We start from the raw sequence: 13,808 nt of genomic DNA, 5'->3' as shown, positions 1-13,808 counted from the left end.
AGAAAGATGAAGCCTGCGCGTAAAAAGACTTTTTTCTGTATTGATGCTCATACCTGTGGTAACCCGGTCCGCGTAGTGGCAGGAGGAGGGCCCACCCTCACTGGTAATAACATGAGCGAAAAGCGTCAGCACTTCCTGGAAGAATTCGACTGGATCCGAAAAGGACTGATGTTTGAACCCCGCGGCCATGACATGATGAGCGGCAGTATCCTGTATGCTCCCCATGATCCGCAGAACGATGTAGCCGTGTTGTTCATTGAAACCAGCGGCTGTTTGCCCATGTGCGGGCATGGTACTATCGGTACCATCACCATCGCTATCGAAGAGGGATTACTGTTACCTAAAACACATGGCACCGTTCGCATGGAAGCCCCGGCAGGACTGGTGAACATTTCTTATACCACCATCGGCAATAAAGTGAAAACAGTGAAGCTCACCAATGTGCCTTCTTTCCTGGAAGCCACAGAACTCACCGTAGATTGCCCGGAGTTGGGAGAGTTGGTGTTTGATGTTTCCTATGGCGGTAATTTCTACGCCATTGTGGATGTACAAAAGAACTTTGCAGGGCTGGAACATTACAGTGCGGATAAGCTGATTGCATGGGCCAGGGAGATCCGTAAAAGGATCAATGATAAATATACTTTCGTTCATCCTGATGATCCAACGATCAATGGCTGCTCGCATGTGTTATGGACGGGTGCTGTACTGGACCCCGCATCCACTGCCCGTAATGCCGTGTTCTACGGAGATAAGGCCATAGACCGTTCTCCCTGTGGTACCGGAACTTCTGCCCGCATGGCACAGTGGTATGCAAAAGGGAAACTGAAGAAAGGAGATGAATTCATTCATGAAAGTATTATCGGTTCCCGCTTCACCGGCCGCATTGAAGAAGAAACATCTGTAGCCGGGAAAGCCGCTATCAGGCCAAGTATTGAAGGATGGGCCAGGGTCTATGGATACAATACCATTAGTATTGATCCGGATGATGATCCTTATGCATATGGTTTCCAGGTTTTGTAAGTAATAAACAAAGCATGAAATACTATCGGCGTTGATCCGGGTGGTTTCCAGGTTTTGTAAGTAATAAATAAAAAGCATGAAATGTACTGTTATCGGCGGTGGGATCATTGGCTTAAGCTCCGCTTATTTTCTGCAGGAAAGCGGTTGGGATGTAACGATCATTGACAAAGGAGATCTTTCGGATAATTGCTCTTACGGCAATGCGGGATATGTATGCCCCAGCCACTTTGTGCCCATGGCTACGCCCGGTATCGTAAAGCAGGGATTGAAATGGATGCTGAACGCGCAAAGCCCCTTTTACGTGAAACCAAGATTAAGCATGGACCTGATAGACTGGGGATTGAAGTTCATCCGCAGCGCCAATGCAGCACATGTGGAAAGAAGCGCCGTTCCGTTGCGGGACATTGCCGTACTCAGTAAAGGATGGTATGAAACATGGCTGCGTCAGCCGGAGTTTGATTTTGCTTATGAACAGAAAGGTTTGCTGGATCTCTTCCAGTCGGAAGCCAATGCACTGCATGCACATCATACCGTAGAGAAAGCAAAGGAACTTGGTTTGGATGCGGAATATCTGAACGCAGAACAGGTGCAGGCCATGGAGCCGCAAACAAAACTGAATATCAGGGGAGCGGTGTATTTTAAATGTGATGCACATCTCTATCCCAATAAACTCATGCATAACCTGCTGGCATATTTACGGTCCAAAAGCAATGTCACCTTTGTGCCCGGGCAGGAAGTGGAAAGCATTGAAAAGGAACAGGGAAAGATCAAACGGGTGAAAACACGGCAAGGCGTATACGAAACTGATATGCTGGTGATCGCAACCGGTTCCTGGAGCCGTGAAATGGCTGCGTTGGTAGATGTGAAATTACCTATGGCTGCAGGCAGGGGATATTCCATTACCTATGAAAATGCGCCCTATAAACTGAATCATCCCGCCATCCTCATGGAAGGCAGGGTAGCTATCACGCCGATGGACGGAAACAAGATCCGTTTTGGCGGCACCATGGAAATCACCTCCCTGAATGCGCCGCCGGATATGAACAGGGTGAAAGGCATCCTGCGCTCCGTGAAGAACTTTTTGCCGGATTATGATATTCCGCTGCCACCGAAAGAACAGGTATGGTTCGGATACCGCCCCTGTTCAGCAGACGGACTGCCTTACATTGGAAGATTAAAACGCATTGATAATTGCATATTAGCTACCGGGCATTCCATGCTGGGGCTGAGCCTGGGTGCAGGTACCGGAAAGCTCGTCAGCGAGCTGGTGAACGAGCAGGCACTGAGTATGGATATAACCCCTTTTGCTCCTGAACGTTTTTAAACCTTTGATCATGAGAAAATCCTTATGCTGTATCTGTTTGTTACTGGTACAGTTTACCACCTATGCACAATCGCAGGATACTGACCTGTATAACCAATCCAGTGAAGTGAACAATATCATGGTGCAGTACTATGCAGACAGAGGGGCGCTGAACCGTTTCTATTTTGTCCGTAACTCTCCTGAACGCAGAGAGCGGATGACGGTATTGCAGGATGAATATGTAAAACGATTGGCGAAACTGGATTTCTCCAAACTGCCCACTGGTTCTGCCGTGGATTACGTGCTGTTCCAGCGTGATCTGAAGGATGAACTGTTTCAGCTGGAGCAGGAGCGGAAAGAGTATAAGGATGTACAGCAATGGTTCCCATTTGCAGACAGATTGTATGCAGTAGAGAAAATGCGCCGCCGGGGTACTGCACCGGATGCTGAAAAGCTCGCCGGCGAATTGAATATCCTGGCCAAAGATGTTATAGCCGCCAAAGCATTATTGCGGAAAGACAGTTCCATGCCTTTAGCCCTCAGCCGCAGAGCTTCGGGTGTTGCGAGAGGCATGCAGCAGGCCATCAAGAGTACGTTTGATTTTTACAATGGTTATGATCCTTTGTTCAGCTGGTGGATCCCTGCCCCTTATAAACGATTGGATAGTTTATTGAATGATTACGCCAATGCGCTCAGCAGCAAAGGCAAAAGCGCCGTATCCCAGAAAGATGACGGCAGTGGTATCATTGGCAATCCCATCGGCAGGGAAGAGCTGATCCGCCAATTACAGGAGGAAATGATCCCCTATACGCCAGAAGACCTTATTACCATCGCTAATAAGGAGTTTGCCTGGTGTGATGCAGAAATGCTGAAAGCTTCCCGCGAAATGGGTTTTGGTGATAACTGGAAAGCTGCCATGGAAAAGGTGAAGAACGCTTATGTGCCGCCTTCCAAACAACCGGAGGCTATGATGAAGTTGTATGAGGAATCTGTTGCCTTTATCAAAAAGAACAACCTGATCACCATACCACCACTGGCAGAAGAAACCTGGCGTATGAGTATGATGGCGCCGGAGCGTCAGCTGGTTAGCCCTTTCTTTTTGGGCGGAGAGGAATTTATTATTTCCTATCCCACCAACACCATGCAGCACGATGATAAAATGATGAGCATGCGGGGCAATAATCCTCATTTCTCCAGGGCTACAGTACATCATGAGTTACTGGCGGGCCATGCCATGCAACAGTTCATGAACGATCGTTACAGATCTTACCGCCACTTTGATACACCCTTCTGGACGGAAGGCTGGGCATTATACTGGGAACGTTTACTGTGGGACCTCAAATTCCCTGTTACACCGGAAGACCGTATGGGTATGTTGTTCTGGCGCATGCACCGTTGCGCAAGGATCATCTTTTCCCTCAGCTATCATACCAATAAATGGACGCCACAACAATGCATCGATTTCCTGGTGGACCGGGTGAATCATGAAAGGGCGAATGCAGAAGGAGAGGTGCGCCGTTCTTTTACAGGTGGTTATGGGCCGCTGTACCAGATCGCTTATATGATCGGTGGCTTACAGTTTGAAGCACTCAAAAAGGAGTTGGTAGATAGTGGTAAGATGACGTATCAGCAGTTCCATGATGCTATTATCCGGGAGAATTCGATGCCGGTGGAAATGGTAAGAGCGATATTGCTGAAGCAGCCCCTGAAGAAGGATTTTACTACGAATTGGAAGTTTTACAAACTATAAGATCAATAACCTGCAAAAGGAAGGGGGTGTCTCAAAAGTAATTTTAACTTGATTTTACACGGGTACCTGATGGAGAGAATCTTCGTTTACGCGATTCTCAAGCTCATCAAATTACTTTTGAGACGCCCCCTTTTCTATATGAGTTATTTGCAAACTTTTATTACATCATTCGCCGGATAACTGAATGTATTCACCAGGTTCCAGCGCGCCTTGTAGATCCTCAATCCCTTCTGACTAAATACCGGCTTGCCTTGTGCATCCAGCACTTCATTGGACCACCAGGATTCATTAGGCTGCAGCACAATCACCGGATAACCTGCAGGGCCGGATGATACGCTCTTTATTTTACTTTGTGGTACATCCGCCCTTGTGATCTTCTTTGTTGCAATATCAAACTGGTACACCCCTTCGTTATTGGTCAGCCACAAAGCATCTTTTCCATAAACGGGAAAGAGATCATGCGCTTCAGTGCCTTCGAGGGGAATGGAATCTTTTAGTACCAGATCCGGTTGCAAACAATTGAAATTATAAGTGAAAGATTTCAACTGGCTCAGCCCCGCAGACCATAACAGCTGGCGTTTATTGTCCCACACCGCATTATGCCCGAATTCAATGAACACCTTTTTGGTATATACATTCTCCGGGAAATGGAGGGTATCCACTTTAAACAGCATCAGGAAATTCCCATGGCTGGACGCCGCAACAATATTTCCATCCGGCAGTAACTCCGCGGAGTGGGTATTGCCACCTGCGTAAGCATAGAACACGGTTTTCTTATCCGCAATACGGATCAATGCCACGCCGCCACCGGAGGCAACCGTGAGCACATATTTCCCGTCATACACCAGTTTGGCATCACTGATACTGGAAAACCATTTGGCATGCTCCGGTTTTACGTTGGAAGATGCTGGTTTCCATTCCCAGGTAATTTTCTTCGTATTGATATCAGCAATGGCTACACGGTGTTCTGATTGTTCAGAAAGTATAATGCTGGTATCCGGTTGGGCAATTATGCTGCCGATGATCATCAATGCACTTATCATGGCGACATAATTACAAAAAGTTTACCAGAATTTTGCGTACAACGCCGTAAGGATCATCAATGTTAACACAATCATTACAATCGTGGTGGGCTTCAGTTTAAACATCTCCTTATCCAGTTCAAATGCCTTTGGATTTACCTTTGGCCCGGCAAGACTGAGCAATACCATCACAATCATGGTGAACAGGAAGGAGAGGCCCATACAGATGAGGAAGGGGATCACAAAACCACCCTTACCATCAGGATAAGCGGTATAGAATAAAGTGTTGGTGCCAAACATAGGCACAGCAAAACTATTGAAGAAAACAGAGAGCAGGAACCCGGTAAGCACACCTGCAATGGCTGCTACCCCGGTAGTCCTTTTCCAGAACATACCCAGGATGAACATCGCAAATACCCCGGGACTGATAAACCCGGTATATTTCTGGATAAAGGTAAATCCTCCTTCACCCCCTATGCCCAGCAGGTCCTCCCAGGTAAAGATCACGGCAATGAGCATCGCCAGCCAGATGGTAGCCCTGCCGACCCATACCAGCTTTTTCTCATCTGCTTCTTTATCAAAGTATTTCTTGTAAATATCCAGCGTGAAAATAGTAGAGATACTATTGGCCTTACCAGCCAGCGAAGCCACAATGGCAGCGGTTAATGCGGCAATGGATAAACCTTTCAGCCCATTGGGAAGAAAGCCCAGGATAGCGGAATACGCACCATCCTTACTGCCGCCTTCCAGTTGGGGAAGGTGACCATTCTTGTATAATACATATGCAGCAATACCAGGCAGCATTACTATCACAGGCATCATCAGTTTCAGGAAACCTGCAAAGAGGATGCCGGTACGGGCGGTTTCCAGGTTAGCACCCAGCGCACGTTGTGTGATATATTGGTTACAGCCCCAGTAATTGAGGTTCACGATCCACTGGCCTGCAAAATACATGGCAATACCGGGGAGCACCACATACCTGTCAATTTCAATCTGGGTAGATGCTGCTGTAGGTTTAGGCAGGATCATTTTAAAATGCTCCGGTGCGTCCTTCATCATTACTTTAAAACCAGCAATGGCATCGCTGCCAAGACCGAACTTTTCCGATACCATGGTAAGGGCAAGATAAGTAGTGGCCAGCCCGCCGATGATCAGTACAGCTACCTGTATCACATCCGTATAGCCGATCACTTTCATACCGCCAAGGGTAATGATCAGTGCAAAGAATGCCAGCCCTAACATAATAACATGCAGGTATTCTCCGCCGGCCAGTCCATTGATGGCCACAGCACCCAGGTAGAGAATGGAAGTAAGGTTCACAAACACATAGAGGAACAACCAGAACACCGCCATGATCAGCGCTACCGTTTCATTATACCGCATTTTCAGGAATTGCGGCATGGTGTAGATCTTGTTCTTCAGGTACACCGGGATGAACCATACTGCAATAATGATCAGTGCAATGGCTGCGATCCATTCATAAGCCGCGACGGCTATGCCCACAAAAAATCCTTCTCCGCTCATACCAATGAACTGCTCCGCGGAAATATTGGAAGCAATGAGGGATGCGCCGATGGCCCACCAGGTAAGGGAGCCTTCTGCCAGGAAGAAGTCTTTTGTGTTCAGGGAAGCCTTTTGCTTTCTGCGGTATATCCAGTATCCAAAGGAAGCAACAAGCAGGAAATAGGTGATAAACACCAGATAGTCTGATAATGCGAGGTGATTGCTCATAACGTGTTGGCTGATTATTATTTTGGATTGATCATGTAGGCCGCTTCATTCCATCGTAATTCATTTTTCAGTTGCCGGAGTTGGGTATGTTTATCGATCAGCACACATTCTATGTTCGCGATCTCCGCAAAGTCTTCCAGCTGTGTAGAAGTTAAATTCTGACTGTAACAGGTATGATGTGCACCTCCTGCAAGGATCCATGCGGCACAACCTGTTTTCATGTCAGGATAAGGTTTCCAGAGCACCCTTGCTACAGGAAGTTTAGGTAAATTATGCATGGGTTTAACCGCCATCACTTCATTGACAATTAAGCGGAAGCGGTTGCCCATATCCACAATGGAAGCATTCAGGGCAGGGCCTGCTGCTGCATTGAACACCAGGCGAACGGGATCTGATTTGCCGCCAATGCCCAAAGGATGTATTTCACAGGAAGCTTGGCCTTCTGCAATGGATTCGCAGATCTCCAGCATGTGTGAGCCCAGTACCATGGAGTTATCCGGGTTGAAATGATAGGTATAGTCTTCCATGAAGGAGTTGCCACCCGGCAGGCCGCTGCCCATTACTTTCATGGCACGTACCAATGCGGCCGTTTTCCAGTCTCCTTCTCCCGCAAAGCCGTAACCTTTTGCCATGAGGCGTTGCGCGGCAATGCCCGGTAATTGCTGCATGCCATGCAGGTCTTCAAATGTATCTGTAAAACCTTTGAAGTTCCCGTCTTCCAGGAACGCCTGTAAACCTAGTTCAATGCGTGCGGCTTCCCGTAATGCAGCATGCTGTTCATTGCCTTTGCGTAAAGAACTGGCCAATGCATAACGGTCTTCGTATTCTTTTACGAGTACATCTACAGCATGTGTACTCACAGCATCTATCACCTTGGTGAGATCGCCGATGCCATGTGTATTTACAGAATAACCGAATTTGTATTCTGCTTCTACTTTATCACCATCTGTTACCGCCACAAAACGCATGTTGTCACCGAAACGTACAAAACGTGCACCCTGCCAGTCGTGCCAGCCTGCTGCAGTACGTGTCCAGGCATTGATATCTTTGATCACTTCGGGGTCCTGCCAGTGGCCTGCTGTTACTTTCCTGTTCATACGCAGACGGCTCACCATGAAACCAAATTCCCGGTCGCCATGCGCACTCTGGTTGAGGTTCATGAAATCCATGTCTATAGTGCCCCAGGGGATATCACGGTTGAACTGTGTGTGCAGGTGCAATAAAGGTTTTTGCAAAGCCTTCAGTCCGCCTATCCACATTTTAGCAGGGGAGAAGGTATGCATCCATGCTATGAGCCCTATCACCTGTTTGGTGCTATTGGCTTCCACGATGAGGTGGCTGATCTCCTCTGTTGATTTCAGCGTAGGTTTCCAAACGATGGATACCGGTATTTCCGGTGAATCATTCAGCGCTGCTGCGATCACCTTTGCGTGTTCCGCTACCTGTAATAATGTTTCTTCTCCATATAGGTGCTGACTTCCGGTTACAAACCATACTTCCAGTTGCTTAAGTTCACTCATGTTTAAAGTTTATTGGCCGTAATAGGAATCCGGGCCATGTTTTCGTTCATAATGTTTTTTGATCAGTGCATCCTTTAAGCGTGGTGCATCCAGGCGGATCTGTTGCGTAAGGAATGCCATATGAGCAATGTTTTCCAGTACTGCGCTGTTGTATACTGCTTTCTCAGCTGTTTTCCCCCAGGTGAAAGGAGCATGATTGCCTACGAGGATCATTTCCACTTCTTCGTAGTTCATTCCTCTTTCTTCCAGTGCCTGCATGATCTGGAAGCCGGTCTGGTATTCATAGTTGCCGGCTATCATTTCGTCAGACATAGGAGGAGCGCATGGAATGTCTGCCGTGGTATGATCTGCATGTGTGGTGCCATAGATGGGGATGTCCTGTAAGGTTTGTGCCCATGCTGTGGCATAGAGGGAATGTGTGTGCACAATGCCGCCGATGTTCTTCCAGTGTTTGTATAATACGGCATGTGTACGGGTATCAGAGGAAGGACGCAGATCACCTTCAACGGTATTGCCCTCAAAATCCACGATCACCATACTGTCAACAGTGAGTTCCGTATAAGGCACACCACTGGGTTTGATGGCAAATACACCAAGGTTCTGATCTGCAGCGCTCACATTACCGAAAGTAAAAAGCACCAGGTCCAGTGCCGGTAATTGCATATTAGCGGCATAGGCGGTTTCTTTCAATTGCTGGTATTTACTTTTCATACGGTTTGTTGTTCGATGAAATTTCCTAATGCCTGGTATTGCTGATAACGTTTTGCATAGATGGCCGCATGTGCGGGATTGGGGTGATAAGTAATGTCAAAACCCTGCCCCATGGCCTGCATTGCATCTTCTACTTTATCATAGATCCCTGCTACTGTAGCAGCAAACATCGCTGCACCGGCTGCGCAGGTTTGATCAGAACGGTGAATGCGCAATGGCATATTCATTACGTCCGCCATGATCTGCATGATCTGTGGTGATTTTCTTGCTACGCCTCCCATACCTATCAGGCCTTTTACAGGAATCCCTTCCTGGTTAAACCTGTCTGCAATCGCTTTGGCGCCAAAGCAGGTGGATTCAATAATGGAACGGAATATTTGTGGGGCACTGCTGGCAAGGTCTAAACCAGTGATGGCACCTTTGAGCAATTGATTGGCATCCGGTGTGCGTCTGCCATTCAGCCAATCCAGTGCAATGCCGGTATGTTCTTCCGGAGGAATTAATGCTGCCTGTTTAGTCAATTCCGGTATGAGTTGCTCAATGATATCCGCAGGTTGTTTAAAATATTGGAGTGGCCAGCTAAGCAGGTCTCTGAACCATGCATAGGCATCGCCGAAAGAACTCTGGCCTGCTTCCATACCCATCATACCTGGGATCACAGAGCCTGGTACCTGTCCGCAGATACCTTTCACAAGTTTACCGGCTACTTCATCCACGGGCGCTACCAGCATATCGCAGGTAGAAGTGCCCATTACTTTACTGAGATGATAAGGTTCTATCTGACCGCCAACAGCTCCCATGTGTGCATCAAATGCGCCGGTACCTACCAGTACTTCCGTAGAAAGACCAAGGCGTTCTGCCCATGCGGGAGCAAGGTGCCCTGCGGCTTTATCTGCCGTATAGGTTTGTGAGAAGAGGCGGGAGGTATAACAGTTCAGCAGTGGGTCCAGCGAAGAAAAGAATTCATTCGGCGGCAGGCCATTAAATTCCGCAGCCCACAATGCTTTATGTCCTGCGCTGCAGGTACCGCGTTTCATTTGAGAAATATGTGTGCCGCCTGTAAGGAGGAAAGGTATCCAGTCGCAATGTTCCACCCAGGAATGGCAGGCGCTGCGCACCTGTTCATCCACTCTTAAAACATGCAGGAGTTTGGCCCAGAACCATTCGGAGGAATAAATGCCGCCTACAAACTGCAGGTAGTTTACAGGAAAGCTGGCAGCATGCGCATTGATCTGCGCGGCTTCTTTTGTAGCCGTATGATCTTTCCACAGCACAAACATGGCATTGGGATTCTGTTCAAATCCCGGGGTTAAAGCCAGGGGCGTTCCGCTTTCATCCACTGCCACCGGTGTGGAACCTGTTGTATCTACAGAAATAGCACGTACCGCACGGGCGGCAGCTGGCCCGGCCAGTTTTAAACAGGTACGGATAGTATGTTCCAGCCCTTCCTGGTAGTCCAGCGGATGCTGCCGGAAACGATTCCTGGCGGCATCACAATACAGGCCATCCTTCCAGCGCGGATAATAAAATACTGCTGCGGAGATCTCCTCCCCGGTATGGGCATTTACAAGAATGGAGCGGACAGAATCTGTGCCATAATCTACCCCTATTACATAAGAATCTTTCATGTGGAATTATTATTGTCAATGCGACACTTAAGTAAAGTAGCAAAAAAATTCCCATCTTTTCCATTATCTGGAAAAAAAATTAGTTAAGATTGTTGGGATTGGGAATAAAATTCAGGAAGGCATTGAATTTTGTCTGGTATTTGCGCTTATCCAGTTTGTAGTAAAAAGCGCCTCTTTTGGAACTTAAACGTTCCTTGTCCTTCTGTTTTATTAATAGTCCGGTTGACAATACTTTCCGGGAGAAGTTCCTTTTGTCCATCAGGGAGCCGTAGATCCCTTCATACAGGCTTTGGAGTTGCGGGAGGGTGAATTTCTCCGGCAGCATTTCAAATACAATGGGGTGGAAGGCTGCTTTATAGCGCAGCTTTTCTTTTGCCATTTCCACCATATCCCGGTGGTCAAAGATCAGGGATGGTATCTTTTTCAGCGGGAACCATTCAGAATGGAAGTCGTTATTGATCTGTTTTTTATACTCATTGATATCTATCAGGCTGGTGTATACCACGGATACTGTTCTTTCAATGGGATCGCGTTCTACTTCCCCGAAGGCATGCAGTTGTTCCATGTATACATCCTTCAATCCTGTCAGTTCGTGCAGGATGCGGGCAGCGGCATTATCCAATGTTTCCTTCGGCTGTACAAATCCGCCCATGAGGCTCCAGCGGCCCTGCTCAGGTTCAAATCCTCTTTTTATCAGTAATAGTTTTAATTCTGTTCCATCGAATCCGAAAATGATGCAATCAACCGCTAACAGCATTTTGTTCTTTCCTGAATAATGAGATATTTTCACTGGTGCTCTTTTAATCCTGTGGTTAATATTGTTTTGTTTTTGATCATCCGTACTCCGTATAAAGGTCCTGCGCTGTTTTGTGGCTTAGGGGCAAATTTTATGGTTACGGTGGTTTTCCCTTTGGTCAGTTCCCCGGGAATTTTGTAGCTAATATCGTAAAACTTGCTGGCTTTATACTTATTTAGGTCTTCCGTGGCAATGGTGACCCCGTTCACCTGTATGTCAAATGTCCGGCCCCGGTTATCCATACCCCAGTAACTGCATATAATGGTATTGCCTCCTTCGGGCTGTACTTTCATGTTGAAGGAGAAGAATCCTCCCGGTGCTGCCATGCGCCATTTCTTTCCATGTTCCTCTTCTGTATGCAGTTTTTCCCCGGTAAAATCATGGTCCCGCTCCGGCTGCATTTCCCCGGGCCGCAGGATATCCAGGGTAAGGTCCTCCAGTTCCCGGGCCTCTTTTTTGTGTGCCTCATACACTTTTTGCTGTTCTGCCCAGGCGGCAGGACTGAACACATCCCAGTATACGCTATAGTATTGATTTTTAGTGTCATGGAAAGGCACCATGCGGATACCCGTTTCCTTTGTTACAAAAGAGGCATCCATCCAGCTGGCCGGGTTGGCCTGATCTGTTACAATAACAGGTACACCTTTTACGGGGTCTGGTTCTTTATCTCCCAGCAGGCCGGCCAGTAAAGTGGGGCCGTAAAAGATAGCCCTGCGGTTCGGATTGTCCGGCATGGATTCCGTATAAAGGGTTTGCGGGTAATTGAGTTGGATCACATCCCCGTTTTTCCATTTCCGTTGCAGTACCAGGTAGCCATTGGCATCAGGTGATAAAACCTGTTCTTTATCGTTAATAAGGATCTTTGCTTTTAAAACCCAATGCGGTTTGCGGATACGGATAGGGAAGGAGCCGGATCCTGTAATAGTCAGCTTCATATCCGGCAGGGTAGTTTCCTGCTTAATCTTTACGCCCCGTTCTTTCCAATCCAGGGTGGAGGGAATGAAGAGGTTCACATATAAACTGCCGTCTTCCCCGCGGGCATAAATGCTTTCCCCGTATTTCACATGATTTTCCATGCCCGAGCCTACACAGCAGGTGAAAGAATGCCAGGGGTTACTGTATTCTTTGGTGCCTCCCATCCGCAGGGACACGAAATAACAGACCATGCCTGACTCATGATGCTGGGAGGCCAGGATGTGATTGTACAGGGCCTTTTCGTAATAATCCATATAAGCGGCATCCGGCTTCAGCGCAAATAAATGGCGCGTCAGCTTGAGCATATTATACGTGTTGCAGGTTTCTGTGGTGTTGTCCGTAAGCGTTTCGCTCAGTTTATCTGCCGGGCCGAAATATTCATAATTGCTGTTCCCGCCGGTGGCATAAGAATGATGTTTGGTAACGGTGTTCCAGAAAAAGTGGGCAATGTCCGCATCTTTTTTATCGAGGTTCAGCTCATGCCGGCGAATGCCCCCGATCACTTTGGGGATCTGGGTATTGGAGTGTTTGCCGGGGAGGATATCTATCCCTGCCGCCAGGGAATCCAGTATGCGGGTATCGTAGAATTTGTAACTGAGGTCCAGGTATTTTTTGTTGCCGGTTAAAGCCCATGTGTTCACCAGGGTTTCACTCATGCCGCCATATTCGCAGAACAGCATCTTCTGCAATTGCTCATGGTTCAGGTTTTGGATAATAGTACCCGCCCAGTTGGCAATGCCTTCATTGATCACCAGGGCTTTTTTATTACCGCAGTATAAATTGGCATCCAGCAAACCGGCCATGATCTTATGCACAGTATACCAGGGTGCCCATGCGCCATTGAGGTCAAATCCACGGGTACGGATATTGCCTGCTTTCACTTCTGCCCACATACTGTCTTCATTGGGAATAGCACCAACATACCCCCCGCGCCTGCAAACTTCCAGTTCATCCACGATATAATTTACACGATGCAGGAAGGCAGTATCGCCGGAAGCGGCATACTGCATGGCACAGGCAGAAAGGTAATGCCCCAGGGAATGACCTGCAAGCCCTGAAGACTCCCAGCCCCCGTATTTCTCTCCTTTGGGCGTAAGGCCTGCATGTGCACGGAAATCAGACAGGAGCCTGTCCGGTTCTATCTGTAAAAGGTATTTGGCTTCTGCCTGCATGGCCGTCTGAAAAGGACCTTCCAGTAAACGAACATCCGCCAGGTTAAATGCATAGGCCCGGATGTTTGCCTGCAAAGGCATTTTAATACGGGCATCTTTCCATTCCGGTACCAGGGATTGCGCAAATGCTGTTATACTGCTCAACAACAATAGTACGGCGATCAACAGTTTATTCATATG

The 13,808-nt window shown here is 47.8% G+C and carries 10 protein-coding genes; 3 read left to right on the top strand and 7 right to left on the bottom strand.

Annotated elements, in window-relative coordinates; translation table 11 throughout:
* The first annotated feature begins 6 nt into the window (after positions 1–6).
* From AAHN97_RS14250 to AAHN97_RS14240, 3 genes are all read left to right on the top strand, one after another.
* Positions 7–1,020: a 4-hydroxyproline epimerase gene (locus AAHN97_RS14250; protein ID WP_343302702.1), complete on the top strand. Its 1,014-nt coding sequence runs from the start codon at positions 7–9 to the stop codon at positions 1,018–1,020.
* Between the two features lie 76 nt (positions 1,021–1,096).
* Positions 1,097–2,344 (top strand): NAD(P)/FAD-dependent oxidoreductase, encoded by a 1,248-nt coding sequence (locus AAHN97_RS14245; protein WP_343302701.1) that lies wholly within the window; start codon positions 1,097–1,099, stop codon positions 2,342–2,344.
* 10 nt (positions 2,345–2,354) lie between these two features.
* Complete coding sequence (locus AAHN97_RS14240) at positions 2,355–4,073, top strand: DUF885 family protein (RefSeq protein ID WP_343302700.1); 1,719 nt, start codon at positions 2,355–2,357, stop codon at positions 4,071–4,073.
* 143 nt (positions 4,074–4,216) lie between these two features.
* Here AAHN97_RS14240 and AAHN97_RS14235 read toward each other — a convergent pair whose 3' ends face one another.
* The 7 genes from AAHN97_RS14235 to AAHN97_RS14205 form a co-directional block, all read right to left on the bottom strand.
* On the bottom strand, positions 4,217–5,116 hold the full coding sequence (locus AAHN97_RS14235; RefSeq protein ID WP_343302699.1) for a DUF6528 family protein: 900 nt from the start codon (positions 5,114–5,116) through the stop codon (positions 4,217–4,219).
* A gap of 21 nt (positions 5,117–5,137) precedes the next feature.
* The gene (locus AAHN97_RS14230; RefSeq protein WP_343302698.1) at positions 5,138–6,826 is read right to left on the bottom strand and encodes a sodium:solute symporter family transporter; all 1,689 of its coding nucleotides are present in this window, start codon (positions 6,824–6,826) and stop codon (positions 5,138–5,140) included.
* Positions 6,827–6,843: 17 nt separating this feature from the next.
* Positions 6,844–8,346, bottom strand: a complete 1,503-nt coding sequence (gene araA, locus AAHN97_RS14225) for an L-arabinose isomerase (protein WP_343302697.1) — start codon at positions 8,344–8,346, stop codon at positions 6,844–6,846.
* Positions 8,347–8,355: 9 nt separating this feature from the next.
* Positions 8,356–9,057, bottom strand: coding sequence for an L-ribulose-5-phosphate 4-epimerase AraD (araD, locus tag AAHN97_RS14220; RefSeq protein WP_343302696.1), 702 nt, complete (start codon positions 9,055–9,057; stop codon positions 8,356–8,358).
* Positions 9,054–10,685 carry a ribulokinase gene (locus AAHN97_RS14215; protein WP_343302695.1) on the bottom strand — a complete coding sequence of 544 codons (1,632 nt, stop codon included), beginning with the start codon at positions 10,683–10,685 and terminating at the stop codon, positions 9,054–9,056. The genes araD and AAHN97_RS14215 overlap by 4 nt, the downstream gene beginning before the upstream one ends.
* Before the next feature lie 79 nt (positions 10,686–10,764).
* Complete coding sequence (locus AAHN97_RS14210; RefSeq protein ID WP_343302694.1) at positions 10,765–11,475, bottom strand: NUDIX hydrolase; 711 nt, start codon at positions 11,473–11,475, stop codon at positions 10,765–10,767.
* The gene (locus AAHN97_RS14205; RefSeq protein ID WP_343302693.1) at positions 11,472–13,805 is read right to left on the bottom strand and encodes a glycoside hydrolase family 127 protein; all 2,334 of its coding nucleotides are present in this window, start codon (positions 13,803–13,805) and stop codon (positions 11,472–11,474) included. The genes AAHN97_RS14210 and AAHN97_RS14205 overlap by 4 nt, the downstream gene beginning before the upstream one ends.
* Between the last annotated feature and the right edge of the window lie 3 nt (positions 13,806–13,808).

Source organism: Chitinophaga niabensis (assembly GCF_039545795.1).
Taxonomy (GTDB): domain Bacteria; phylum Bacteroidota; class Bacteroidia; order Chitinophagales; family Chitinophagaceae; genus Chitinophaga; species Chitinophaga niabensis_B.
Note: the sequence above shows the minus strand (reverse complement) of the source record. Positions and strands in the feature narration are given on the sequence as shown.